Genomic DNA, 24,918 nt, shown 5'->3' with positions numbered 1-24,918 from the left:
CTTTCCGAAAGTGAGCCACATCATGGAAGGGCAGCTCGCGCCCGTCAACCACCTGTGAGTCCTAAGGGGTTGGACTTTTCTGCGCGGCGCGGTCGGTGTGTTCCATCTGTTCCAGCTGGTCCAGTGCGAGGCGGGCTGCCCCGATTGCGGTCGATTCCTCACCGAGCACGGAGGTGCGCACCTCGGGTGCGTTCGGGCAGAGTTCGGCGAGGCGCCGCGCGAACGGCTCGCTCAGCAGCGCGCCCGCGCGGGAGATGCCGCCGCCCAGCACGACCGCGCGCGGGTCGAGCACGGCGACATGGCGGGTGAGGCTGTCGGCGAGGCACTCGGCGAAGGCCCGCAGCGTGTAGCGGGCGCCGCCGTCGCCCGCGGCCGCGGCGGTGACGACCGCGCGCGCCGCGTTCTCCCTGGTGGGCCGGTCGGCGCCCTGATGCCCCGCGTACCAGTCGAGAAGTCGCTGGTAGGAGCGTTCCCAGCCGTCACCCGCGACCATTTCGCCCGCCGCCCCGCGGTGGCCGCGGTGCAGTTCGCCGCGCAGCCACAGGCCGATGCCGAGGCGGTTGCCGACGTACAGGTAGACGCAGTCGCGCACGTCGACGGAGATCCCGCCGGTGCACTCGGCGAGGGTGGCCAGCTGGATGTCATTGCCCACGACCACGGGCCCCGGGGCGGCCCCGGAGAGCTCCTGGGCGAGGTCGAGACCGGTCCACTCGGGCAGCGAGTCGCTCTGGGCGACGCGTCCGCCGGTGTCGACCATGCCGCTGGTGCCGACGCCGGTGGCGAGCGGGCGCACCGCGGCGACGTCGGGCCCGGCCAGGCATCCCGTGATGGCGGCGCGGACGGCGGCGAGGCGTTCGCGCGCCGGGAGTTCGGGCGTGACGGCGACGCGCCGGGCGGCGACCGTGCGGCCGAGCAGGTCGGCGGCGAGCACGAGGATCTTGTGGGCGCCGATGTCGACGCCGAGCACGTGTCCGGCCTCGGCGCGGAAGCGGAACCTGCGGGCCGGCCTGCCGACGCTGCCGCTGCCCGGGGACAGCTCGACCAGGCGGCCCTCGCGCAGGAGTTGCGCGGTCAGGTCCTGGGCCGTGGGGCGCGAGACGCCGATCAGCGCGGCCAGCTCGGGCACGGTGATCTCGTCGCGTTCGCGCAGCACACGCAGGGCGGCCGCCGCGTTCAGCCGGCGCAGCAGTGACGGATCGCCACTCAACGGGTCGCCGCTCATGGGTCCCTCCCCCTTGACAGCAAGATCGGTTGCTCTCAGGGTGACCCGGAGCGATTGAGAAACTTACCTAATAAACAGCGCCCTTGGGGGAGCAACAGATGGGTGAGACAGAACCGCGGGCCGGTCATCCCGAGCTGGAGTGCGGCGTCGGGATCTGGGACCACGACGTCTACGGACATCATCGCCTGCTGGTGGACGTCAGGGCCGCGGTTCCCGCGGTGGCGACGGAACTGCCGTGGCGGCGCCAGGACTTGAGCCCGGGCTCGGGCACGGGCGAGGTGGACGTGATCGTCCTCGCCCCGTCCGGTCTGCGGGTGCACAACACCGTGACCGTGGAGGCGACCGAGGAGCGCGGGCGCATCGCCTTCGAGCCGTTGGAGGGCCCCGGCGCCTACGCCGTGCACTACCTGCCGTTCGCGCACACCGGCAAGCCGTACTACCCGCAGGCCGTCTACCGTCCGCCGACCAGGACCGCCGACCCGGGCTGGGCGCACCGCTGCGGTCTGGACGGGGCCGGGCTCGACGGGTCCGTGCACCGCGGGACGAGCGGCGGCTGGGACCGGCTCCCGCGCGCCGAGGCGTTCCGCTACGAGGCGGCGAGCGCGGTCGACTCGTTCGCGCCGATGGGCTTCGCGGCCACCGCCGCCGAGTGCCGGGAGCTGCACCGCGCCCACGAGGGCGAGCGGTTCCTGCTCTTCGGCGAGGACCGCGCGCATCCGCTGGGCCGCTACGGGAAGCTGCCCGCGCGCTGGGCCCGCGCCACCGCCGGGGCTCCGCTGACCGGCACGGCGGACCGCGGCGAGTTCTACGCGGTGCAGGTCGGCGTGTACGCGCTCGCCGACCTCACCGACGTCCGCGCCGAGGTGCGCGGCCTGCCGTTCTCCGTGCGGTCCCTGAGCACCGGCGGCGTCGACGCGCGCGGGGACGCCTTCCGGCGGCACGTCGAGGTCACCGAGGGCGGGGTGACCGCCCTGTGGTTCGGCGTGGACGTGCCCGAGCAGGCCCGGCCGGGCCGCTACGACGGGGAGATCGCCGTCCGCGCGCAGGGGGCCGCGGAGCAGGTGCTGCCGCTGCGGCTCACCGTCGGCGACGGCGTCGTCGCGGACCACGGCGCCGGGGAGCCGGAGCGGCTCGCCCGGCTCCGCTGGCTCGACTCGACGCTGGCCCAGGACGACGAAGTGGTCCCGCCGTTCACGCCCGTACGGGCCGACGGGCACCGGCTGACGCTCCTCGGCCGCACCGTCGACCTCGGCCCGGACGGGCTGCCGCACCAGCTGACCAGCACCTTCACCCCGTCCGTGACCCGGGCCGACGGACCCGGGCGGCCGCTGCTCGCCGCCCCGGTCGCCTTCGACGTCGGGCGCCCCCTGGAGTACGGCCCGCTCACCCACGACCAGCCGGGCCCCGCACGCGTGCGCTGGTCGACGACGGCCACCGGGGCGGACCTGCGCCTGGCCGTCGAGGGCGCGCTGGAGGCCGACGGCTTCCTCGTCGTGCGGGCGACCGTCGAGGCCACCGCCGACACCGAGCTCGACGTGACCCTGGACCTGCCGCTGCGCGCGGAGGTCGCCCGGTACGTGATGGGCCTCGGCCTGACGGGCCGCGCCTGCCCGGACACGTACGACTGGACCTGGCAGACCCCCACCCGCAACCAGGACGCCTGCTGGCTCGGCGACCCCGCTGCCGGGCTCCAGTTGTCGCTGCGCGACGAGCACTACGCGCGGCCGCTCAACACCAACTACTACCGCGAGAAGCCCCTGGTCACGCCCCGGTCCTGGGCGGGCGACGGGGACGGCGGGGTGCGGCTGCGCACGGCAGGCGGGGTGCGCGCGCTGACCGCGTTCAGCGGGCCGGTGCGGCTGGGGGCGGGCGAGAGCCGTCGCTTCGAGTTCCGGCTGCTGCTCACCCCCTTCAAGCCCCTGGACCCCGCGCGCCATCTCGGCGAGCGCTACTTCCACGCGTACGCCGCGCCGGAGGAGATCGCCGACTACGGCGCGAACGTGGTCAACCTGCACCACGCGACGCCGCCCAACCCGTACATCAACGACCCGCTGCTGGCCGCCCGGACGCTGCGCGCCTACACGGACGAGGCACACCGGCTCGGCGTCCGCGTGAAGGTGTACGACACGGTGCGTGAACTCACCCGGCACACGCCGGAGTTGCCGGTGCTCGCGGGGCTCGGGGACGAGATCTTCGCGCCGGGGCCCGGTGGCGGGCACGCCTGGCTGCGCGAGCACCTGGGCACCGGCTACGTGCCGGGCTGGGCGGCGACCGACGTCGGTGACGTCGCCGTCGTGACGTCCGGCGACTCGCGCTGGCACAACTCCTACGTGTGCGGCATCGAGCGGCTGCGCCGGGTGGTCGGCGTCGACGGGCTCTACCTCGACGACGTGGCGTACGACCGGACCACCATGAAGCGGGTCCGCAAGGTGCTCGCCGCCTCCGAACGGGGGGCGCCGCTGGTCGACCTGCACTCGTGCAACCAGTTCCGGGAGGCCGACGGGTTCGCCTCCAGCGCCAACCTCTACGCGGAGCTGCTGCCCTACGTCGACCGGCTGTGGCTGGGCGAGCTCTTCGACTACGACGGGACGGGCGGGGCCGACGGGCGCACGGACGGCGCCGATCCCGCCTACTGGCTCATCGAGATCTCCGGTGTCCCCTTCGGGGTGCTGGGCGAGATGCTGGAGGGCGGCGGCAATCCGTGGCGCGGGCTGGTCTTCGGCATGACCGCGCGTGCCCCGATGACCGACGTGCGGCCGCTGTGGCGGGCCTTCGACCTGCTGCGGCTGCCCGAGGCGGAGATGACGGGCTGGTGGGCGGGCGAGCCGCCGGTGCGGACCGGGCGGGACGACGTGCTCGCGACGACGTGGCACGGGCCCGGCGGCACGGCGACGGCACTCGCGTCCTGGGCCGCCGGGCCCGCCGAGGTCGTCCTGAGCACCTCGGCGGGGCCGGTCGCGGCGTACGCGCCCGCGATCGAGGGGTTCCAGCCGGAGCGGTCGTTCGCCGCGGGCGAGCCGGTCCCGGTGGCGCGGGGACGCGGCTGGCTGCTGCGGATCGGGACGCCCGGGGAGCCGCCTACTTCCCCATGACCAGGCCGTCCTTGGCGGCGCCCCGGCTCAGCACGACACGCCGGATGCGGTCGCGCACGTCGCTCACCTCGGCGCTGCGGTCGATCGCCCGGTTGAGGTTGACGACGCGGCCGGAGTCCGTGTCGAACCACATGGGCAGGAACTCGGCCTTCTTGACCTCCCACCGGGCGCCGGGGCGCGCGGGCGGGGCGAAGGTGAAGCGGCCGATGGTGCCCTGGTTGCCGCGCGGGTCGTGCGCACCGTCGTGGTTGATCATGTCGCCGGCGATCTGGTCGCCCATGCCGTAGATGACCCAGGTGCCGTTCACCTTCTCGTAGGCCTGCGGCACGTGGGCGTGCGTGCCCAGCAGGATGTCGATGTCCGGGCGCCCGGCCGTGCGGGACGACGTGAGCTGCTTGCCGAGGCTCAGCTGCTGCCGGTCGGGGCCGTCCTGCCACTCGGTGCCCCAGTGCAGGCTGACGACCACCACGTCGGCGCCGGCCTTCCGGGCGGCCCGGGCGTCCGCGACGATCTTGCCGCGGTCGATGAGGTCGACCGACCAGGGCTTGCCCTTCGGCAGGGGGTAGCCGTTGGTGCCATAGGTGTACGCGAGCTGCGCGACCTTCGCGCCGCCCGCGCGCAGCCACGCGGGTGTCCTGTCCTCGGCGGCGGTGCGGGCCGAGCCCGCGTGCTTGACGCCCGCCTTGTCGAGGGCGTCCAGGGTGCGGCGCACTCCGTCCGCGCCGTCGTCCAGAGTGTGGTTGGAGGCGGTGGAGCACGCGTCGTAGCCGGTCGACCTCAGGGCACGGGCCACCTGGGGCGGGGACTTGAAGCTGGGGTAGCCGGTGTAGTCGCCGTTCGCGCCGTAGACCGTCTCCATGTGGCAGATCGCCAGGTCGGCCTTGGAGACGACGGGCTTGGCGCCGGACAGCATCGGCCCGAAGTCGTAGCCGTCGCCGCCCGCGTCCGCGTTGGCCTTGCGGATGATCGACGCGTGCGGCAGGACGTCGCCGGACGCGACGAGCGTGAAGCCGCGCCGCTCGGCGCCGCCGGCCGCGGAGTGGGCGGGCGCCGGGCCGCGGTGCGGCTGCGCCTGCTTACGGCCCGGCTCCTTGTCGGTGGACGCCTGCTGGGGCGAGCAGGCCGCGGCGCCCGCGACACCGGCGAGCAGGAGGGCCGCCGCCGCGACCGTCGCGGGGCGCGGACGCGCAGCCCGACGTGGGGCCCGACGTGGGGTGACCGGGGTGGACGGGGTGGATGTGTGCCGTGTGTTCCGTGCGCTCTGCGACATGACCGGACTCCGTGGCTGGGGGCGATATTCGGCCAGATGAATCCACATCCGGAGCTAACGGCAAATCAAGGACCATTGCCGCCAAGGTCCCTGAAACGGCGTCAAACACGTGACACTGTGACGCGAACAACACGGGGCCGCTCACCTGCGCTGAAACCGTGGGCCGGGTCAAGGCTCCGTAAAGCGCCTTGCTCGCGACCCCCTTCGGGTAATCGGCTGTTCCTCACCGTGTGCCGGACAGGGGGGCCAGAGGCCGGTGACGCGCACGGACCGGAGGAAGGCGGAGCGGATGCGACACGGAAGCAGAGGGAACACGGACGACCCCCGGGACGGCGAACTGGCCGTCCCCATGGCGTGGTTGTACGCCGAGTACATCGCCGACGAACTGCTGCGCACCGGCGATCTGATGCCGCCCACGTCCTTCGAGTACCGGGCCGGCCGGGACGCGCTCGCGCTGACGATCTTCCTGTCGGACAGCGAGGGCGAGCTGTCCGGGATCCGGGTCATCTCGCAGCTGGAGACCTGGCTGACCCTCACCGCGTACAGCCAGCCGTGGCAGGACTGGGTCCGGGAGCGGATGGAGCTCCTCACGAAGGAGGCCGCGGCCGTCGCGGGACCCGCCCCCGACCTGGAGCTCGCCGATCGCGCGTGGCGCTGGCTGCAGGAGACCGAGCTGCTCGCACCCGACCTGGACGCGGTGCCCGGCCGCGCGGGACAGGACGAGGAGGACGAGCCGAAGGTGTGGACCCCGGCGTGGCGGCTCGGGCTGCCGCTGGGTCACCTGGCGATCCACCTGTTCTGACACCGGCTCCGACCCCCTCCAGTCCCCCCTTCCCTCACGTTCCGTTCCGACAGCCGTTCGACCCGCTCCGGCCGGCTCCCCCTCGCCCCGTCCCTCTTGAGTGTTTCGGCGGTCCCGTGCGTACCGGAGGACGTACAGCACCTCGCACCGACACGGAACGGCAAGGGACGTCATGAGGCCCCTGGAGCGGCATCGCGACGCGGGCGCCTACGCGCTCGGCGTCCTCGACGAGGCGGACGTCTTCCGCTTCGAGGATCACCTGGCGGGCTGCCCCGACTGCCTGCTCGCCCTGGACGAACTACACGTACCGGCATGCCAGTTGACGCTCTACGGGCGGGCGACACCGCCGTCCGTGGAGCCGTGTCCCCCGGCGGCCGACGGGCTCCTGGAGCGCCTGCTGCGGGAGGCGGGGCGGCTGCGCGGCGCCCGGCGCGGACGGCGGCTCGGCGCCCTGGCCGTCGCGGCGGCGCTGGCCGTCGGCGCCCCCGCCGCGGCGCTCCTGACGGCACCCGCGCCCGGCCCGGTGCGGATCAGCGCGCGGGACGCGCACAGCGGGGTGTCCGCCACCCTCACCGCGAAGGACCGCGCATGGGGCACGGAGATCGGGCTCACGGTCCGCGACGAGGCCGCCGGCGGGCGGGTCTGCGAGCTGGTCGCGGTCGGCGCGGACGGCTCCGAGCAGACCGTGACGACCTGGCGGGTGCCGCCGCACGCCGTGCGGACCGGGGGCGCCGCCGCCCTGCGGACCGCGCAGACCGTGCGCTACGAGGTGCGCACCGCCGCGGGTACGCCGCTGCTGACGCTGCGCCGCCGCTGAGCGCCCGCGGCGCACGGGGACCGGCGGATCCGCGGGCCGCTACTTCAGCAGCCGTGACATCCGCCGGTCCGCGAGCGGCTTCCCGCCCGTCTGGCAGGTCGGGCAGTACTGCAACGACGAGTCGGCGAAGGACACCTCCCTGATGGTGTCGCCGCACACCGGGCACGGCTCACCGGTGCGGCCGTGCACGCGCAGACCGCTCTTCTTCTCGGCCTTGAGGCGGCCCGCCGCGACCCCGCGCGAACGCTCCACCGCCTCGGTCAACGTAGCCAGCAGCGCCACATGCAGCCCATGGACTTCCTCCTTCGTCAGGCTCGACGTGAGCCGGAACGGGGACATCCGCGCCGCGTGCAGGATCTCGTCGCTGTACGCGTTGCCGATGCCCGCGATCAGACTCTGGTCGCGCAGTGCCCCCTTGATCTGCCGCCGTTCGCCCGCCAGCAGGCGCGCGAACCGCTCCTCGTCGAAGTCGGCGGCCAGCGGGTCCGGGCCCAGCCGTGCGATGCCCGGGATCTCCCCGGGTGCCTCGGTGACGTACACCGCGAGCCGCTTCTGCGTGCCCGCCTCCGTGAGGTCGAAGCCCTCGCCGGTCGCCAGGGCCACGCGCAGCGCGAGCGGGCCCTTGCCGGGGCGAGGGGCGCCGTCGGGGAGCCGGTCGTGCCAGCGCAGCCAGCCCGCGCGGGCCAGATGGGTGACCAGGTGCGTTCCGTCGGCGTCGATGTCCAGGAACTTGCCGTACCGCTCGACGGCGGTGACGGTGCGGCCCTCCAGGGCGGCGAGCGGGGGCTCGTACGTCTTGAGGACGCTGATGGCGGTGGGCAGCACCCGGACGATCTCCCGTCCCACCAGATGGTCCGTCAGGAAATCGCGCAGCGCCGCCACTTCGGGCAGTTCGGGCATGGCTTTCCCTCACTCCCTGCCTTCTCGGGCGGACTCCCGGGCGGGTACGACGAACTCGCACCACACGCACTTGCCGCTGCCGCGCGCGTCCACGCCCCACACGTCCGCGAGCCGGTCCACCAGGAGCAGGCCGCGGCCCGACACCCCCGACTCGCCCGCGTCCCGGCGGCGCGGCAGGGCGCTCGACGAGTCCTCGACGTCGACGCGCAGCCGCCGGTCGGTGCCGCTGAGCACCCGCAGGGTCACGATCGCGGAGCCGTCGGTGTGCATCAGCGCGTTGGTGATCATCTCGTCGGCGACGAGCTCGATCTCGTCGGCGCGCTCGCCCGCGCCCCAGGCCCGCACCGCGGCCCGGATCATGTGCCGGGCCTCGGCGAGCGCCTCCGGGTCGCTCGGCGCCACGTGCTGCTGGAGGCGGCCGCCGGACTGGGGGGCGTCGATCATGCGGCGGCGCATCAGGAGCAGCGCCGCGTCGTCGTCCCCGCCCCGGCCGTCGACGACACCGCACAGCCGGTCGGCGAGCTTCTGCAGGTCACGGGGGCCGACGGCGGCGATCTCGGACAGGGCGCGCATGCCGTCGTCGAGGTCGGCGCCCGGCTCCTCGACGAGGCCGTCGGTGCAGAGCAACAGGGTCTGCCCCGGGTCGAGTTCGAGTGTCGTGACCGGGTAGTCGAGGCGCCCGAACTCGGCGGAGAGGCCCAGCGGCAGGCCGCCGTCGACCGGTACCCGGCGGCAGGAGCCGTCGGTGAGCTGCAGGAGCGGGTCGAGGTGGCCGGCCCGTACGAACTGCACCACGCCGGTCGACAGGTCGGCCTCCGCGTACAGGCAGGTCGCGAAGCGGTCGGTGTCCAGCTCGTGCAGGAAGCTGGAGGCCCGCGCCATCACGGTGGCGGGGGTGTGGCCCTCGGCCGCGTAGGCGCGCAGGACGATGCGGAGCTGGCCCATGACGGCGGCGGCGTGCGTGTCGTGGCCCTGGACGTCGCCGATGACGGCGCCGACGCGGCCGCCGGGCAGCGGGATCACGTCGTACCAGTCGCCGCCGATGTCCCGGCCGAGGGCCGCCGCGCGGTAGCGGACGGCGATCTCCGCGCCGGGCACGCCGGGGATGGAGCGCGGCAGCATGGCCTGCTGGAGGCCCTGGGCGAGGTCCTTCTCCTGCTCGTAGAACATCGCGCGCTGCAGGCTCTGCGCGATGCTGCTGCTCAGCGCTACCAGGACGTTGCGCTCCTCGTCGGTGAAGCCGGTCTTGTCCTGGTAGAGCAGGCCGAGCACGCCGATGGGGCGGGCCTGCGCGATCAGCGGCAGGTAGGCGGCCGCGGTGATGCCGAGCTCGTCGATGTGCGGCCAGAGCGTCGGATAGGACTCGGCGAAGTCGTCCGCGGTCTCGATGTAGCGCGGCGCGAGGGTGCGCACGACCTCGCTCATCGGGTAGGCCTCGTCGACGCCCGTCACCCGGGTGCCGGGCACGAAGCTGCCCGCGGGCCCCTCCGCGACCAGCCGGATCCGCCCGGCCTCGACGAGGCCCATCACCAGGTTGGCGGCGCCCAGGTGCGCGAGGCCGTGGGTGTCGCGCAGCACGTCGATGACGTCGCGGACCGTGCGGGCGTGCGCCAGCGCGGCCGTGGTGCCCTGCACGATGCTGGTGGTGCGCCGCCGCTCGGCCTCCTCGTCGGCCCGCTCGCGCAGCGCGGCGGGGCTGTCGCCGAGTTCCTGGGTGGCGTCCCTGACGAGGCCCACGATGCGGCGCGGGCGGCCCGTGGCGTCCCGCTGGATGCACCCCTGGGTGTGCGTCCAGCGCAGCGTGCCGCTGCGGCAGCGGATGCGGAAGTACGCGCCGTACGTCTCGCTGCCGTCCTTCAGGGCGTGCGAGACGGCCTGGTCCAGACGGTGCGCCTCGACGGTGGGCACGCGGAAGGCGAGGGTCTCGGGGCGGTCGTCGTACTCCTCGGGGCGGACGTCGAAGACCTCGTGGGCGGTGGCGTCCATCCGCATCCGGCCCGTGTCCAGGTCCCAGTCGAAGCGGCCCATGCGCAGCGCGGCCCCGTACAGCGCGAGGAAACAGCCGACCGGCTCCCCGGCCGGCTCTCCACAGCGGCAGTTCCCCGCCGGGTCGTGCTCCATGGGCCCACGCTAGGCGGAGCCCCCGGAGCCCGCATGTGGGGAACGCGGCGGGGCGGCGGCGCGGGGCCGTCCAACCGCGGGCCGTGCCCACTTGGACGGCCGCGCGGGACCGGGCCCCCGCCGCCGCGGGGACCCGGTGGCCGCCGGGCAGGCGCTAGGCCGTCTCCGCGACCTTGCTCTGCACCCGCATGGCCACCTCCGTCCACCGCTCGGCGCTCTCGGCGGCGAGGTAGGCGACGACGCCCCGGCAGTGCGGCGGGACCTGGTCGATGATCCGGTCCCACTCCTCCATGCTGATCGTGTGCAGGTTGAGCAGCCGCAGCAGGGTGCGGCCGATCTCGCTGAAGCGCAGTGCCGGGTCGGCCTTGAGCCGCTTGACGGCGGCGGCCCGGTCCTGCGCCGCGTCCCGGTCGGGCACGGCCGAGGGCCGGCCGACGCGCGGGGCGACGGTATCCTCCCGGTCGGCCTGCCGGCCGCGCCGCGGCACGGGGTCCTCGCCGCGCATCATGCGGTTGCGCACGTCCCGCACCGTCTCCGGGGAGATGGCGGCGACGCGTGCCACCTGGCGGAGCGAGAGGGCGGGGTTCTGCGCGATCAGCTCGCTGGCCAGGCGGCGCCCCTCGGCGCCGTTGATCGGCCGGACCCGGCCGTCGTGCCCGATCCGGCTCTCCTCGCCCGCACGGCCGCCCGGCGCCCGTCTGCGGAGGTCCGCGACGGTGCCCGGGGCGATGCCGCTGACCGAGGCGATCATCCGGTCCGACCACTGCGGGTGCGAGGCGATGATGCGGGCGGCAGCCCGCTTGCGGTCCGCCGTGGTCAGCGGCAGGCCGTGGGTGACGTTCGACTCGACGGCGAGCACGAAGGCGTCGTCCGCCGCCCCGTCGAAGTACCGGACCGGGATCTTGGTCCGGCCCTGGAGCTCCGCCGCGCGGAGCCGGTGCAGTCCGTCGATGACGCGCATCGTCGGACGGTGGACGGTGATGGGCGGCAGCGGGGTCTGGACCACCGCCAGTGCCTGGACGTGCTCCGGATCGACTCCGGAGGTCCGTGGCGAGTCGGCGGTCGAGAGCGAACCGATCTCGACCTCGACGACCATGTGCCGGTCCATGTCCCCGATGTGCCGGTCCATGTCCCCGATGCCGTCGAGGTCGCCGAGGTCTTCGGCGTTCGTGGTGTTCCTGGCGGGTGCGCTCTCTCCGGTGTCTTCGATTGTCTGGGCGTCCGCGGGTGAGGCTGTCTGTGCGTCCGCGGGTGCGGCTGTCTGTGCGTCCGCGGGTACGACGGCGGGTGCGTCCGCGTACCCGGGTAATGCCTCTGCGTGCCCCGGTGTTGCCAACTCGACTCCCCCTCAAGCTCTGTTGTCCCCCGTGCGCGCGTCCCGGCACACCGACGGCCTCGCGCCGCACCGCGTGCCCCTCCGCCGCCGTCGGCCGGCTCCCGTCCTGCGGCGTCTGTCGGAGGAGGTCCGCGGCGGTGTGCGTCACGTACGCGTTCGCCCTTGGTCGAGGGCCCCTGAAGTGAATGCGTTGCGCGCTCTTCGGGTGTGCTCTCCCGGATCGCGGCGAAAGGTGCGGCGCGCGGGTGTGCGCCTCTCGCCGTCTTTGACGGCCGCGATGAATCCGGGACGAACATCTCGTCGGATCGCGGGAATTCACCCGTACCCATTATCCCGGTTTCCGGGCCGGCCCGGCCGTCAAGGGATTTCCCCCGGCCGGGCATGTTCACCTTAACAACGCGTTTTCGGCCCTGGTACCCCTCACTAGTGGCGCGCCACCGGTTCCGCCACCCCTATTCACCCCTACCGGCCCGCACACCGGCGACGGAGCGCGCGAGGGTGCGCCCCATCAGCGGCGACAGGTCGGCGACCGCGTCCGCCACCTCGCCGATCTCCGCCCGGGTCAGGGCCTGGTCGCCGTCGCAGAGCGCCGTGCCCGGCTCGGGGTGCACGTCGATCATCACCCCGTCCGCGCCGACCGCGAGGGCGGCCCGGGTGAGCGGCAGGACGAGGTCGCGACGGCCGCCGGAGTGCGAGGGGTCCACGATCACCGGGAGGTGGGAGAGCCGCTGCACGACCGGGACGGCGCTGATGTCCAGCGTGTTGCGGGTGGCGGTCTCGAAGGTGCGGATGCCGCGCTCGCACAGCACGATGTCGAGGTTGCCGCGCTGCGCCATGTACTCCGCGGCCATCAGCCACTCCTCGACGGTGGCGCCGAAGCCGCGCTTGAGGAGCACCGGCCGGCCGGCCGCCCCGACCGCCTGGAGCAGGGCGAAGTTGTGCATGTTGCGAGTGCCGATCTGCAGCATGTCGGCGTAGCGGGCGACCAGTTCGACGCTGCCCGGGTCGATGACCTCGGTGACCACGGGAAGTCCGGTCTCGGCCCGGACGTCGGCGAGGATGCGCAGTCCGTCCTCGCCGAGTCCCTGGTACGCGTACGGCGACGTGCGCGGCTTGAACGCGCCGCCCCGCAGCAGCGCGGCCCCCGCGGCCTGCGCGAGCCGTGCGGCGGCCAGGGTCTGCGAGGCGGTCTCCACCGCGCAGGGGCCCGCGACGACGGTCAGGGTGCCGGGGCCGATGGGCACGCCCCCGACGGTCACCACGGAGCGGTCGAGGTGGTGCTCCCTGCTGACGAGCTTGTACGGCACGGAGATGCGCACCACGTCGAGGACGCCGCGCAGGTGCGACAGGTTCAGGGCGCCGAACGCCGCCACGTCCCCCACCAGACCCACGATCGTGCGCGTCACACCCCGGCTGACGAAGGCGTCCCCGCCCGCCGTGCGCACCAGACCGACCACTGCGTCCACATCGTCCTGCGTGGCCTCCGGGGCCATCACGACAACCACGGGTTCCTCCCGTCCACGGACCCGGCTCGGCGGGACCTCTCGCACGTACGTGGAATCCCGTCGGACGGCGGCGGAATGCGCACTGAATTCCTCGCGCGCCGCGCCACCGTGCCGGAGGCGATCTTTCCGCGGTCCGTTCCGGAATGGGCACCGGATTCGCGCCGGACGCGCATCGGGGCGTGTCCGGCGGCCGTCGGGAAAACACGTCGGGCGACCACGGTAGGAGCGCCGGGACTTTTCCTCAACGAAGGCCCGCGTTCTTGTCCAACTGCGCAATGCCCGGGGAATCTTCGTGCGCCGCGGCTTCGTGCGGGACGTCTTTCGCCCGGGATCGGCGACGCGGAGCGCGGTGCGTGAGTGCGTGAGTGCGTGAGTGCGTCAGATCCGGTAGCCGCCCCGGGGAACGGTCTCGATCAGGGGCGGGGGGCCGAGCTTGGGCCGCAGGCGGTTGATCGTCGCCTTGACGGTGGTGGTGAACGGGTCCGTCGCCTCGTCCCACACCCGCTCCAGGAGTTCCTCGGCCGGGACGACCCGGCCCTGGGCCCCGAGCAGGTACTCCAGGACCGCGAACTCCTTGGGCGTGAGCGCCAGTCGCGCCCCGGCGCGCGAGGCGACCCGCTGCGCCGGGTCCAGACTCAGGTCGCCGCGGACCAGGACCGGGGGCAGCGCCGCCTGCGAGCGGCGGGCGAGCGCACGGATGCGGGCCACCAGCTCGGCGTAGGCGAACGGCTTGGGCAGGTAGTCGTCGGCGCCCAGGCCGAAGCCCGCGACGCGTGCGGCGATCGTGCCGGAGGCGGTGAGCATCAGCACGCGGGCGTGCGCGGGCCGTTCGGCGAGTCTGCGGCAGACCTCGTCGCCGGGGACGCCGGGCAGGTCCCGGTCGAGCACGACCACGTCGTAGTCGACCACCGCGGCGCGTTCGAGGGCGTCGGCGCCGTCCAGGACGACGTCGACCGCCATGCCTTCCCTGCGCAGCACCCGTGCCACCGAGTGCGCGAGCTCGGCGTGGTCCTCGACCACCAGGACCCTCATGGCCGGGGCACGGCCGGGCGCGGCGCGGCCGTCGGACGGGAGCGGGGGCGAGGGCGGTGGTGGTGGCGGGAACGGGAGCGGGAACGGGAGCGGGGGAAACCGATCATGCGTCCACGGTGCACGAATCGTCGTCACGCACCGGTCACAGCCCCTTTCCTGTGAGCCGGTCACAGATCTTCGGACCGCGGTGTGACCGGCCCCCGCGTAGAAACGGAACCGTGCCACCGCACATGCCGTCCAGGGCTTCGTGACGAGGAGATGCCGGCCGTGCTCAGCATCGGGGAGACGGACACATGACCGACGTCCGCGTGCTCCCCGCGCCCGCCGGGGCGGTGCCCCTCCACCGCCCGGGGCGGCACCGGCACCTAGCTCACGTGCAGCCGGTCGCAGGCGTCGTGCGCCGAGGGGCTCTCCCGGTCCCCCGGCCCGGTCCGGGGGCCGAGCTTCGCGGCGAGGTCCGCGCGGCGCTGGACGGCGAGCTTGCGGTAGGCACGCGTCAGGTGCTGCTCGACGGTGCTGACCGTGATGCAGAGCTTGTCGGCGATCTGGCGGTTGGTGTGGCCGCGGACGGCGAGCGTGGCCACCCGCAGCTCGGCGTTGCTGAGCTCGTCGGGATGCCGGCGGTTCCCGGTCGTCCACGGCTGCTCGGCGGGATGCGGACGGTCCGTGTCGGCCGCGAGCGGCCCGCTGGGCACCGGCACGCCGCACTCCCCCGCCAGCTGCTGGGCCTTGCGGGCCAGCGCCCGCGCCTGGCCGACCTTGCCGAGCTCGCGCTGCGCGCGGGCCGACTCGGCGGTGGCGCGGACCAGTTCGAGCCGGTGACCGCGCTCGCGCAGGATGTCCATGGCCTCGGCGAGCAGCGGCATCCGGTGGGCCGGGGCCAGGGTGCCGGCGAGGACCCGCAGCGAGACGGCGCGCACGCAGCTCTTCGTCCGCCCCGCCAGGACCAGTTGTTCCTCGGCGAGCGCCCGGGCCCTGCCGTCGTCGCCCAGCGAGAGGTGCGCCTCGGCCGCGTCGGTGCGCCAGGGCACCAGGGCGGGCAGGTCGAAGTCCCAGCGTCGCATCAGGTCCCCGCAGGTGAGGAAGTCGTCGAGCGCGGCGTAGGGGCGTCCGGCCGCGAGGTAGTAGTGGCCGCGCGCCCGCAGGTAGACCAGCCCGTCGGAGGTCTGGAACGACGCGTCGGGGACGGGCACGCTCAGCTCGGCGGCCGCCTCGTCGAGCCGGCCGAGGACCGTCTTGGTGAACAGGGCGCTGGCCACGGGCGAGGCCACGGCCACGCCCCAGCCGTCCGCGGGGACCAGGGCCAGCGCGGTGCGCGCCGACTCCTGCGCGGCGAGCAGCGCGCCCGCCCTGAGCTCGATGCGGGCCTTGGCCGCCGCGAGCTGTGCCTGCCACATAGGGGCGTGCCGCTCGGCGGCCTCCCCGAGCAGGGTCGCGCACCAGAACGCCGCCGCCTCCGGGCGGTCGGCGAGGACCAGCGAGTTCAGCGCGACCAGGAGCGGGATCACGGTGCCCTCGTCCAGGCGGGAGCTCTGCAGTATCTGCTCGGCCCGCACCACCACGTCCTCGTTCGCCCCGTCGAGGAGCGCCTTCACCAGGGTCGCCGCCCGCTGATGGGGGCTGCGGCCCAGGGCCTCGGCGTTCCGGACGGCCGCATGTTCGGGCGTGGCGTGTTCGGGCGTGGCGTGCTCGGGACTCCCGCCGGGGCAGCTGCGGGACACGGCGGGCAGCCCCGGATAGGCGTACGTCAGCCAGCGGCGCGGGCAGTCGTGCCGGACCTCGGCGCCGAACCGCGCGGCCGGCCCGGCGTCCCTGCGCTCGACGGCGCGGAGCACGTCGAGGGCGCGGTCCGCCTGGCCGAGCCAGAGGAGCTGGCCGACGAGTTCGTCGGCGTCCCGGGTGCCGAGCCGCCCGTCCAGGGTGGCGGCCGTGAGCTCGGGCAGGTGCTGGGCGACGGCGGCCGGATTGACGCGCCAGCCCGCCCGGGTCAGCGCCGCCCTGATCTCCAGGGACCGGCGTGCGTCGGTGCTGGTGTCGCGGGCGACCCGCAGGCAGTTCAGGGCGAGGTCGACCTCGTCGTCGGCCAGCGCGCGCTCGGCGGCGGCGACGAGCGTGCGCTGCGCCCAGGGCGCGTCGACCGTCCCGGCGGCGAGCAGGTGCTGGACGACGACGGTGGCGGCCGCGCCGTGCTCGTGCAGGACCTGGGCGCAGCGGGCCTCCACCCGGGCGCGGTCGGCGGGTTCCAGGCTCCTGAGCACGGCGGCCCGCCCCGCTTCGTGGCGGAACCAGCCGGCGTCGAGGAGGCCCGCCCCGTTCAGGGCGCGCAGGCTGCGCAGGAGCGACTCCCGGCCGGTGCCGAGGACCTCCATCAGCTCGGCGAGCGACATGTCGGGACCGGCCACCGCAAGGGCCCAGGCGGTGCGCCGGGTGGCGAGATCGCTGCGGTACAGGCAGGTCGCGACGGCCTGGACGAAGGCGTCGCCGGGCACCGGTCCGGGGCGGGACGCGGTGTCGGTGCCCGCGGCCCGGTGGTCCTCGATCAGGGCGCGGGTCAGCAGCGGGCTGCCGCCGCCCAGGTGGTGGAGGTCCGCGACGAGCTTGCGCGTCCGCCACCTCGGATCACCGAATAAGGAGATCATCTCTGCGACGTCCCGGCGCTGGAGCGGGCCGAGCCTGATATTTCGGCAGCCGGGCAGCCGCAGCAATTCGACGCGCAATCGCGTATTGCCGGTCAGGAAGCCGCTGTTCTCGCCCAGCACGACCAGAATGCGGCCGACCGTCAGCCGCCTGGCGAGGTACAGGAGACATTCCAGTGAGTCTCCGTCGGCGTGGTGCACATCGTCGACACTGAGCACCACTGGTTTTTCCCGGGACTTTTCGAGCACAATGCCACACAGGTCGGGAATCTCGTTCATCGCGACGCCCGGCGGTTCCCCGGCCGCCCGCCGGGACCGGGCCGAGTCCGCGGCGAGCGCGACGAGCCGGGCGGCGCGCCGTGCCTCCGGGCCCGGCAGCCCGGCTCCGAGCAGCAGTTGCCCCATCACCCCGAGCGGCAGGTCGCTCTCCGCATCCGAGGCTGTGGCCTGCAGATACAGTGCGTCCGCTGTTTCCACGCGCGCCCCGAAGGCGCGCAGCAGCGCGGTCTTGCCACTGGCCACCGCACCACTGACCAGAATGACCCCACCCTGCCCCTCCGCGCACGCGTCGAGCAGGTGCTCCATGATCGAGAGTTCTTCACCACGTTCCACCAAGTTCATGAGCCGACTTCTCCCCCGCGGCTGACGGCTGATCATCGAACGGCCGGAAGACCGGCTGGATCAATTGCCTCGACTTGACCGGCCACCCGACGGACGACTCTGCCATATCTGAAAATCAACCACCAGCGCCATTTGACTCAATGCCACCCCATTACCGTCGCGAATGCGCCATATCCGAGACAATCGGACGCACCCGCTCCATATCATTCGGAAACACTTGCGCATTTGCCTGATGACTGAACTCGGCGGCATTTAAGAACGCGCTTGCCCTCCGGGGAAAGGACGGGCGGGGTGAAAGGGACGGCAGCGACGGGAGGGCCGGGGAACGATTGGCCCGTTCCGCACGGGCCGTTCCCGCGCCGCCTGTCCGGTTCGGCCCCTCAGCTGTCGAAGGAGCCGGGATCACTGTCCGAGAGGGGGTTCTCGGACAGATTCGGGTCGTCGGGCACGGTGCTGTCCGGTTCCTGCTCCTGCGTGGTCAGGTCCGGCGAGGACGGCAGGTCCGTCGACGGCGGCGGGCAGCCCGGCGGCAGCGGCGAAGCGGGGTCCGTCGGCGTGCCGGAGGGGCAGCCGCTCGACGAGGCACCCGGGTCCTGGTCGGGGCTCGTGGGCGTCCGCGGAGTGTCGCCGGAGTCCGTCCCGTCGGGCTCCGAGATGTCGGGGTCCACCGGATCGGTGGGCGACACGCTGGTGGGCGGCGTGGACGTGGAGGGCGTCCTGGTGGTCGGCGTCGGCGTCGAAGGGGTCGGCGTGGACGGCGACGGCTTCGGCGGGGGCGGCGGCACCGGCGGCTTGGTCCGCCGGTCCTGGTCCGCGTCGCCGTCGCCGATCTTCCGCTCGATCCAGGTGTTGTTGACGATGTTGATGATCGTGATGTTGGTGATCGGCCGCGGCGCGGGGGTCACCACCACGACCGTCGTCGGCCGGTAGTCGCGCCACGGCTGCCCGTTGTGCCGGGGCGTGCCCTTGAGGGCGACCGGCGGCTTGAGCGGGTTCCCGCACGCGCAGCGCACGCGCGGCAGGCCCCGGTCGTCCACCAGGACGGCCGTGCCGGCCTGGAGGACGGACTGGAAGCTGGTCGCCGAGCCGCCGCGGAAGCCGTGGTTGGTGACGCGGGTGTCCGCCCGCAGGACGACGGGGGTCAGCCCGCGCAGGAAGCCCGGCACCGACGCCTCGTCGATCCCGGAGGCCTGCGCGAAGGCGCGCTCCTTGGTCCGGTCACCGGTCAGGAACCGCACCTGCCGGTCGACGTCGCAGCTGCCGACGGCGTGCGTGCCCCCGTACAGGCCAGGGGTGCCGCCCGAGAGGGAGCGGGTGCCCTGCGGCGTCGCGGAACCGGAGGGCGCCGGCTGCGGCGAACGGGTGACGGGCGGCGGTGCCGCGTCGCTCTTCGCGGTCGAGTCGGTGAAGGGGTCGGGGCCCTGGGCGGCGACCGGCTGCATGAACAGTTCGCCGTCGCCGCCGGCCGTCTTCCGGTCGCCGTCGCCGGAGCAGCCCGCGACTGCGAGGGCCGCGGATATCGCGAAGACGAACGCGTGGGTCCTGGTGAGTGCGCGCACCGGTTCTCCCGCCGTTGCCGTGCCGTGCGCCCCCGGTTGCCGGGAGGCGTGCCGTCATTGTCTGCAGGGCGCCCGGCGGGCCCGCAAACGGAAGGCGCGCGCGGGACGAACCCGCGAATGCGGGTGACCTGCGGTACGAAGGGCCTGCTCAGCGGCACAATGGACGCGTGCAGTGGTTCACCTCGGACGCGTACTGGCTCAGTCGGCTGATCTTCCAGCGGGCGCTCGCCGCGCTGTACGTGACGGCGTTCCTCGGGGCGGCCCTGCAGTTCCGGGCGCTCATCGGCGGGCGCGGGATCCTGCCGGTGCCGCGGTACGTGGCACGGGTGCCGTTCCGGCGGGCACCGAGCCTCTTCCAGCTCCACTACTCGGACCGGTTCTTCGCGCTCTGCGCCTGGACGGGCTGTGCGGTGGCGCTGGCGCTGCTCGCCGGCGTGGACGGCCTGCTGCCGCTGTGGGGCGCGATGCTGCTGTGGCTGGTCCCCTGGGCGCTGTACCTGTCCATCGTGAACGTGGGCCAGGCCTGGTACGGCTTCGGCTGGGAGTCGCTGCTCCTGGAGGTGGGGTTCCTCGCGGTGTTCCTCGGCAACGACCGGGTCGCGCCGCCCGTGCTCGTCCTGTTCCTGCTGCGCTGGGTGCTCTTCCGGGTGGAGTTCGGTGCCGGGCTGATCAAGATGCGCGGCGACGCGTGCTGGCGCAGGCTCACCTGCCTGGACTTCCACCACGAGACACAGCCCCTGCCGGGTCCGCTGAGCTGGTTCTTCCACCATCTGCCCCGGCCCGTGCACCGGCTGGAGGCCGCGGCCAACCACGTCACCCAACTCGTCGTTCCCGTACTGCTGTTCACCCCGCCGCCGGTGGCGACGGGCGCGGCCTCCCTGATGATCGTCACCCAGCTGTGGCTCGTCCTCTCCGGCAACTTCTCCTGGCTGAACTGGCTCACGACCGTGCTCGCGGTGTCCGCCCTCGACCTCTCCGCCCGGCACCCGGCCCCCGCCTTCGGGAACACACCCCTCTGGTACGAGGTGGTGGTCGCCGTCGTCGTCGCGGCCCTGCTCGCGCTCAGCGTGCGCCCAGTACGCAACCTGCTGTCCCGGCGCCAGGTCATGAACCGCGCCTTCGACCCGCTGCACCTGGTCAACTCCTACGGCGCGTTCGGCAGCGTGAGCCGCGTCCGTCAGGAGATCGTCGTCGAGGGCACCGCCGATCCCGTGCCGCGGGAGGAATCCGACTGGCGGGCCTACGAGTTCCGGGGCAAGCCCGGTGACGTACGGCGGTGGCCGCGCCAGTTCGCCCCCTACCACCTGCGCCTCGACTGGATGATGTGGTTCGCGGCCCTCTCCCCCGCCTACGCCCGGTCGTGGTTCGGCCCGCTGGTGGAGCGGCTGCTCGACGGCGACCGCGACACACTGCGGCTGCTGCGCCACGTCCCCTTCCCGCCGGACGAGCCGCCCGTACACATCCGGGCCAGGGTGTACCGCTACCGGTACACGACCTGGCGGGAGCTGCGTGCGACGGGCGCCTGCTGGGAGCGCACCTACGTCCGTGAGTTCCTGCCGCCGACCGGGCTCGCCCCGCCCGCGCGGGAGCCGTAGCCGTAGCTCAGAGGCCGTAGACGCGCCGGGCCGTGCCGCCGAAGACCTCCCGCCGTTCGCCGGGCGCCAGTCCGCCGGTCAACAGCCGTGCCGCGTCGAGGACTTCGGCGTACCGGGCCGCGAGCGTGCTGACCGGCCAGTCGGAGCCGAACATCAGGCGCCGGGGGCCGAAGGCGTCCAGGACGGTGTCCGCGTAGGGGCGCAGGTCGTCCACCGTCCACGTGGCGTGGTCGGCCTCGGTGACCATTCCGGAGAGCTTGCAGACGGTGTTGGGGCGGGCGGCCAGCGCACGGACCGCCGACGCCCAGGGTTTGCGGGCGCCGGTCACGATGGGCGGCTTGCCCAGGTGGTCGAGGACGAAGGTGAGGCCGGGCAGCTCGGCCGCGATCCGGGCGCAGGCGGGCAGTTGGTGGGGCAGGACGACCAGGTCGTGGGCGAGACCGGCGGCGGCGAGCGCGGCCAGGCCCCTGCGGACGTCGGGGCGCAGCAGCCACTCCGGGTCCGGTTCGCCCTGTACCTGGTGGCGGATGCCCACCAGGTGTTTCCCGCCCGGGAGTTCACGCAGGGCGGCCAGGGTGTCGGCGACGTCCGGGCGGGTGAGGTCCGTCCAGCCGACGACGCCCGCGACGAGGTCGCTTCCGGCGGCGAGGGCCAGCAGCTCCGGAGTCTCCTGCGGGACGGTCACGGTCTGGACGACGACGGTCGCGCCGACGCCCGCCGCGCGGAGCTCGGGCGCGAGGTCGGCGAGCGAGAAGTTCCTGCGGATCGGCGCGAGCTCCGCGCCGGTGATCCACTCCTGGTCGCGCACGGAGAGGTCCCACACGTGGTGGTGGGCGTCGACGACGAGGGGCCGGTCCGCGGCGGCGCCCTCCCGTGCCGCCGCCGTCACGGCAGCTCCCACACGACGGGCAGGCCGGCGCCCGCGCCCTCGGCGGAGTAGTCGTGCACGACGTCGAGGAGCTCCGCCATCCGGGCCTGCCAGGCGATGTTGACCGGGAGCCGGTCCAGCTCGGCGAGCATCCGGGCGTAGTCCTCGCACTCCAGGACGTGGAAGAGGTCGGTGCCGCTGCGCCAGATCGTCCAGGAGGTGGCGCCCGCGGCGCGGATGGCGGCGGTCAGTTCGGCCGGGACCTCCCGGTGTGCCGCGTCGTACGCCTCGACGCGGTCGGCGCGGACCGTGGTGTGCAGGGCGATTCTCACGGTCGGTCCCTTCCCGGCACGGGGCCGGTCATGTCGTCCCGTATGTCTCTGGGGGCGGGGACCCGCGCGTCACCGGGCAGCGGGACGCCTTCGGGGAGCAGGCCCCTCTCCCGAATCTCCTGCCAGAACCCGGCGGGCACCGGGGCCGCGAACTGTGCGGCGGCGTCGGTGACCTGCTCGGGGGCGTGGATGCCGACCAGCACGCTGGCGACGGCCGCATGGCCGAAGGGGAAGGCGAGGGCGGCGGCCCGCAGCGTGGTGCCGTGACGCTCGGCGACCGCGGCCAGGGCGCGGGCGCGGGCCAGGAGCTCGGGCGGCGCCTCGGTGTAGTCGAACCGCGCGCCGGGTCGCGGGTCCGCGAGCAGCCCGGAGTTGAAGACGCCGCCGATGACGACCGACGCGCCCCGCGCGCTCGCCGCGGGCAGCAGCTCGGCGAGGGCCCGGTGGTCGAGGAGCGTGTAGCGGCCCGCGCAGAGCACGGCGTCGACGTCGGTGTCGCGCACGAAGCGGGTGAGCATCTCCGCCTGGTTCATGCCCGCGCCGATCGCCCCGACCACGCCCTCCGAGCGCAGCTTCTCCAGCGCCGGGTAGCCCTCGCGGAAGGCCTCCTCGCCGTGGTCGTCGGGGTCGTGCAGGAAGACGACGTCGACGCGGTCGACGCCCAGGCGGGTCAGGCTGGCGTCGAGGGAGCGGCGCACGCCGTCCGCGCTGAAGTCCCATACCCTGCGGTGGGTGCGCGGCACGGCGAACCCCCCGTCGGCGAGGTCGTCGCCGGACACCTCGGCCACCGGCTCCAGGATCCTGCCGACCTTCGTCGAAAGGACGTACGAGGAGCGGTCCCGGCCGCGCAGCGCCTCGCCGAGGCGGCGCTCGGACAGTCCCAGGCCGTAGTGGGGTGCGGTGTCGAAGTAGCGGATGCCCGCGGTCCAGGCGTGGTCCAGGGCCGTGGCGGCCTGGTCGTCGGTGATCGGCGAGTAGAGGTTGCCGATGCCGGCGGCGCCGAAGGACAGCTCGGTCACCTCGACGCCGCCGGAGCCGAGGCGGCGGCGTGCCGGGGCGCTCACCGGCCCACCGGCCGCAGGCGCAGGCCCTGCATGCCGCCGTCGACGGCGAGCGCGGTGCCGGTGGTGGCGCCGGACAGGGGGCCGGCCAGGTAGGCGACGGCGCCCGCGACCTCGTCGGCGGTGACGAGGCGGCCGGTGGGCTGGCGGGCGGCCAGCGCGGCCCGTTCGGCGGCGGGGTCCGGGGCGGCGTCCAGGAGGCGGCCGACCCACGGGGTGTCGACGGTGCCGGGGTTGACGCAGTTGACGCGCACCCCTTCGCGTACGTGGTCGGCGGCCATCGCGAGGGTGAGGGAGAGGACCGCGCCCTTGGACGCCGCGTACAGGGCGCGCTGCGGCAGCCCGGCGGTCGCGGCGATGGAGCAGGTGTTGACGATCGCCGCGTGCGCGGAGGCGCGCAGGTGGGGCAGGGCGGCGCGGGTGGTGCGGACGATGCCGAGGACGTTGACGTCCAGGACGGTGTGCCACTGGGCGTCGTCGTTGTCCTCGACGGTGCCCTGGGCGCCGATGCCCGCGTTGTTGACCAGGACGTCGAGGCCGCCGAGGTCGGCGGTGGCCGCCGCGACGGCGGCCCGTACGGACGCGTCGTCGGTGACGTCGGCGGTGTACGCGTGCAGGGGATCGTCGACGTCACTCGGGTCGAGGTCGAGGACGGCGACCCGGGCGCCGCGTTCGGCGAGGAGTTCCGCGGTGGCCCGGCCGATGCCGGACGCGCCCCCGGTGACCAGGGCCGTGAGTCCTGCGAAGTCCTGCGCGACGGTCATGCCGCGGCTCCCTTCTCGTGCGTCGGGTGGGCGAGGTCGGCGGCCCAGAAGGTGCCGTCGGGGTAGGTGAACTCGGCGACGGACTCGGCCCGCATGGTCGCCGAGAAGCCCGGTGCGGTGGGCGCCAGGTAGTGGCCGGCGCGCATCACGACCGGGTCGTTGAAGTGCTCGTGGAGGTGGTCGACGTACTCGATGACGCGGTTCTCGGTGGTGCCCGCGAGGGCCACGTAGTCGAACATCGACAGGTGCTGGACGAGTTCGCACAGGCCGACGCCGCCCGCGTGCGGGCAGACGGGGACGCCGAACTTGGCGGCGAGCAGCAGGATCGCGAGGTTCTCGTTGACACCGCCGACCCGTGCCGCGTCGATCTGCAGGATGTCGATGGCGCCCGCCTGGAGGAGCTGTTTGAAGACGATGCGGTTCTGCACGTGCTCGCCGGTGGCGACCTTGACCGGGGTGACGGACGTGCGGATCGCGGCGTGGCCGAGGACGTCGTCGGGGCTGGTGGGCTCCTCCACCCAGTAGGGGTCGAACTCGGCGAGCGCGCGCGTCCACTCGACGGCCTCGTCGACGTTCCAGCGCTGGTTGGCGTCGATGGCCATGCGGATGTCGGGGCCGATCGCCTCGCGCGCGGTGCGGCAGCGGCGGATGTCGTCGGCGAGGTCCGCGCCGACCTTCAGCTTGATCTGGGTGAAGCCGTCGGCGACGGCCTGACGGGCGAGGCGGGTGAGCTTCTCGTCGCTGTAGCCGAGCCAGCCGGGCGAGGTGGTGTAGCCGGGGAAGCCGTGTTCCCCGAGCCGGGCCGTGCGCTCGGCGGCGCCCGCCCGTCCGGCGCGCAGCAGGCCGAGGGCCTCGTCGGGGGTGAGGGCGTCGGCGATGTAGCGGAAGTCGACCTGGGAGACGAGCCATTCGGGGGTGGCGTCGGCGAGCAGTCGCCACAGGGGTGTGCGGGCCCGCTTCGCCGCGAGGTCCCAGACGGCGTTGACCACCGCGCCGATCGCCATGTGCATCACGCCCTTCTCGGGGCCGAGCCAGCGCAGCTGGCTGTCGCCGATCAGGGCCCGGTTGACGGTGCCGGGGTCGGCGCAGAGCTCGTCGACCGTGCGGCCGACGACGTGGTGGCGCAGCGACTGGATGGCGGCGACCTGGACGTCGTTGCCGCGGCCGATGGTGAAGGTGAAGCCGTGTCCCTCCAGGCCGTCGCCCGCGTCGGTGCGCAGCACCACGTAGGCGGCGGAGTAGTCGGGGTCCGGGTTCATCGCGTCGGACCCGTCGAGCTCCCGTGAGGTCGGGAACCGGATGTCGAAGGTGTCGACCGCGGTGATGCGGGCGGGGGTCGGGGACACAGGAGGCCTTTCCGGAGAGGGGCGGGGAAGCGGCGGACC

18 protein-coding genes are annotated in these 24,918 nt (G+C 73.9%); 4 read left to right on the top strand and 14 right to left on the bottom strand.

The features are described from left to right. Positions 1–61: 61 nt before the first annotated feature. Complete coding sequence (locus ACFYXE_RS08990) at positions 62–1,222, bottom strand: ROK family protein (RefSeq protein WP_389310480.1); 1,161 nt, start codon at positions 1,220–1,222, stop codon at positions 62–64. Between the two features lie 98 nt (positions 1,223–1,320). Between ACFYXE_RS08990 and ACFYXE_RS08985 the strand changes: the two genes are divergently transcribed. Beyond that, positions 1,321–4,314 (top strand): glycoside hydrolase domain-containing protein, encoded by a 2,994-nt coding sequence (locus ACFYXE_RS08985; protein ID WP_389310478.1) that lies wholly within the window; start codon positions 1,321–1,323, stop codon positions 4,312–4,314. Here the strand turns inward: ACFYXE_RS08985 and ACFYXE_RS08980 are convergent. Then, entirely contained in the window at positions 4,301–5,584 is a 1,284-nt protein-coding gene (locus ACFYXE_RS08980) for a CapA family protein (RefSeq protein WP_389310476.1), read from the bottom strand. The genes ACFYXE_RS08985 and ACFYXE_RS08980 overlap by 14 nt on opposite strands. Positions 5,585–5,873: 289 nt before the next feature. Here ACFYXE_RS08980 and ACFYXE_RS08975 point away from each other — a divergent pair, with 289 nt between their 5' ends. Further along, positions 5,874–6,386: a hypothetical protein gene (locus tag ACFYXE_RS08975; protein ID WP_389310474.1), complete on the top strand. Its 513-nt coding sequence runs from the start codon at positions 5,874–5,876 to the stop codon at positions 6,384–6,386. Positions 6,387–6,558: 172 nt separating this feature from the next. Further along, positions 6,559–7,203 carry a zf-HC2 domain-containing protein gene (locus ACFYXE_RS08970; RefSeq protein ID WP_389310472.1) on the top strand — a complete coding sequence of 215 codons (645 nt, stop codon included), beginning with the start codon at positions 6,559–6,561 and terminating at the stop codon, positions 7,201–7,203. A 39-nt stretch (positions 7,204–7,242) separates the two neighbouring features. Here the strand turns inward: ACFYXE_RS08970 and ACFYXE_RS08965 are convergent, their stop codons facing one another. From ACFYXE_RS08965 to ACFYXE_RS08935, 7 genes are all read right to left on the bottom strand, one after another. After that, a complete protein-coding gene (locus ACFYXE_RS08965; protein ID WP_361170382.1) occupies positions 7,243–8,103 on the bottom strand; it encodes a DNA-formamidopyrimidine glycosylase family protein in 861 nt (286 codons plus the stop codon). 9 nt (positions 8,104–8,112) lie between these two features. Then, positions 8,113–10,224, bottom strand: a complete 2,112-nt coding sequence (locus tag ACFYXE_RS08960) for a SpoIIE family protein phosphatase (protein ID WP_389310470.1) — start codon at positions 10,222–10,224, stop codon at positions 8,113–8,115. Between the two features lie 154 nt (positions 10,225–10,378). Beyond that, positions 10,379–11,353: a ParB/RepB/Spo0J family partition protein gene (locus ACFYXE_RS08955; RefSeq protein ID WP_389310468.1), complete on the bottom strand. Its 975-nt coding sequence runs from the start codon at positions 11,351–11,353 to the stop codon at positions 10,379–10,381. A 659-nt stretch (positions 11,354–12,012) separates the two neighbouring features. After that, positions 12,013–13,065, bottom strand: coding sequence for a 3-deoxy-7-phosphoheptulonate synthase (gene aroF, locus ACFYXE_RS08950; protein ID WP_389310466.1), 1,053 nt, complete (start codon positions 13,063–13,065; stop codon positions 12,013–12,015). A gap of 378 nt (positions 13,066–13,443) precedes the next feature. Beyond that, a complete protein-coding gene (locus ACFYXE_RS08945; RefSeq protein ID WP_389310464.1) occupies positions 13,444–14,097 on the bottom strand; it encodes a response regulator transcription factor in 654 nt (217 codons plus the stop codon). Positions 14,098–14,462: 365 nt separating this feature from the next. Further along, on the bottom strand, positions 14,463–17,354 hold the full coding sequence (locus tag ACFYXE_RS08940) for an AAA family ATPase (protein ID WP_389310462.1): 2,892 nt from the start codon (positions 17,352–17,354) through the stop codon (positions 14,463–14,465). Between the two features lie 380 nt (positions 17,355–17,734). Further along, positions 17,735–18,913, bottom strand: a complete 1,179-nt coding sequence (locus ACFYXE_RS08935) for a DUF6777 domain-containing protein (protein ID WP_389310460.1) — start codon at positions 18,911–18,913, stop codon at positions 17,735–17,737. A 167-nt stretch (positions 18,914–19,080) separates the two neighbouring features. Here ACFYXE_RS08935 and ACFYXE_RS08930 point away from each other — a divergent pair, with 167 nt between their 5' ends. Continuing rightward, the gene (locus ACFYXE_RS08930; RefSeq protein ID WP_389310458.1) at positions 19,081–20,508 is read left to right on the top strand and encodes a lipase maturation factor family protein; all 1,428 of its coding nucleotides are present in this window, start codon (positions 19,081–19,083) and stop codon (positions 20,506–20,508) included. A 7-nt stretch (positions 20,509–20,515) separates the two neighbouring features. Here ACFYXE_RS08930 and ACFYXE_RS08925 read toward each other — a convergent pair whose 3' ends face one another. The 5 genes from ACFYXE_RS08925 to ACFYXE_RS08905 are packed head-to-tail and all read right to left on the bottom strand — an operon-like array spanning position 20,516 to position 24,879. Further along, positions 20,516–21,397, bottom strand: coding sequence for an amidohydrolase family protein (locus ACFYXE_RS08925; protein ID WP_389310456.1), 882 nt, complete (start codon positions 21,395–21,397; stop codon positions 20,516–20,518). Next, positions 21,394–21,708: an L-rhamnose mutarotase gene (locus tag ACFYXE_RS08920; protein ID WP_389310454.1), complete on the bottom strand. Its 315-nt coding sequence runs from the start codon at positions 21,706–21,708 to the stop codon at positions 21,394–21,396. The genes ACFYXE_RS08925 and ACFYXE_RS08920 overlap by 4 nt, the downstream gene beginning before the upstream one ends. After that, a complete protein-coding gene (locus tag ACFYXE_RS08915; protein WP_389310452.1) occupies positions 21,705–22,772 on the bottom strand; it encodes an aldo/keto reductase in 1,068 nt (355 codons plus the stop codon). Before ACFYXE_RS08915 ends, ACFYXE_RS08920 begins: the two co-directional genes overlap by 4 nt. Continuing rightward, on the bottom strand, positions 22,769–23,533 hold the full coding sequence (locus ACFYXE_RS08910) for an SDR family NAD(P)-dependent oxidoreductase (protein WP_389310450.1): 765 nt from the start codon (positions 23,531–23,533) through the stop codon (positions 22,769–22,771). Before ACFYXE_RS08910 ends, ACFYXE_RS08915 begins: the two co-directional genes overlap by 4 nt. Next, complete coding sequence (locus tag ACFYXE_RS08905) at positions 23,530–24,879, bottom strand: L-fuconate dehydratase (RefSeq protein ID WP_389310448.1); 1,350 nt, start codon at positions 24,877–24,879, stop codon at positions 23,530–23,532. Before ACFYXE_RS08905 ends, ACFYXE_RS08910 begins: the two co-directional genes overlap by 4 nt. Positions 24,880–24,918: the final 39 nt, after the last annotated feature.

The organism is Streptomyces sp. NPDC002564, from assembly GCF_042889645.1.
GTDB lineage: Bacteria > Actinomycetota > Actinomycetes > Streptomycetales > Streptomycetaceae > Streptomyces.
This window is presented reverse-complemented; position numbering and strand designations above follow the sequence as displayed.

What these genes read in the sequence shown, in the direction of transcription:
- ACFYXE_RS08990 (WP_389310480.1), bottom strand. Translation starts at nt 1,222, where the DNA reads ATGAGCGGCGACCCGTTGAGTGGCGATCCGTCACTGCTGCGCCGGCTG.
- ACFYXE_RS08985 (WP_389310478.1), top strand. Translation starts at nt 1,321, where the DNA reads ATGGGTGAGACAGAACCGCGGGCCGGTCATCCCGAGCTGGAGTGCGGC.
- ACFYXE_RS08980 (WP_389310476.1), bottom strand. Translation starts at nt 5,584, where the DNA reads ATGTCGCAGAGCGCACGGAACACACGGCACACATCCACCCCGTCCACC.
- ACFYXE_RS08975 (WP_389310474.1), top strand. Translation starts at nt 5,874, where the DNA reads ATGCGACACGGAAGCAGAGGGAACACGGACGACCCCCGGGACGGCGAA.
- ACFYXE_RS08970 (WP_389310472.1), top strand. Translation starts at nt 6,559, where the DNA reads ATGAGGCCCCTGGAGCGGCATCGCGACGCGGGCGCCTACGCGCTCGGC.
- ACFYXE_RS08965 (WP_361170382.1), bottom strand. Translation starts at nt 8,103, where the DNA reads ATGCCCGAACTGCCCGAAGTGGCGGCGCTGCGCGATTTCCTGACGGAC.
- ACFYXE_RS08960 (WP_389310470.1), bottom strand. Translation starts at nt 10,224, where the DNA reads ATGGAGCACGACCCGGCGGGGAACTGCCGCTGTGGAGAGCCGGCCGGG.
- ACFYXE_RS08955 (WP_389310468.1), bottom strand. Translation starts at nt 11,353, where the DNA reads ATGGACCGGCACATCGGGGACATGGACCGGCACATGGTCGTCGAGGTC.
- ACFYXE_RS08945 (WP_389310464.1), bottom strand. Translation starts at nt 14,097, where the DNA reads ATGAGGGTCCTGGTGGTCGAGGACCACGCCGAGCTCGCGCACTCGGTG.
- ACFYXE_RS08940 (WP_389310462.1), bottom strand. Translation starts at nt 17,354, where the DNA reads ATGAACTTGGTGGAACGTGGTGAAGAACTCTCGATCATGGAGCACCTG.
- ACFYXE_RS08910 (WP_389310450.1), bottom strand. Translation starts at nt 23,533, where the DNA reads ATGACCGTCGCGCAGGACTTCGCAGGACTCACGGCCCTGGTCACCGGG.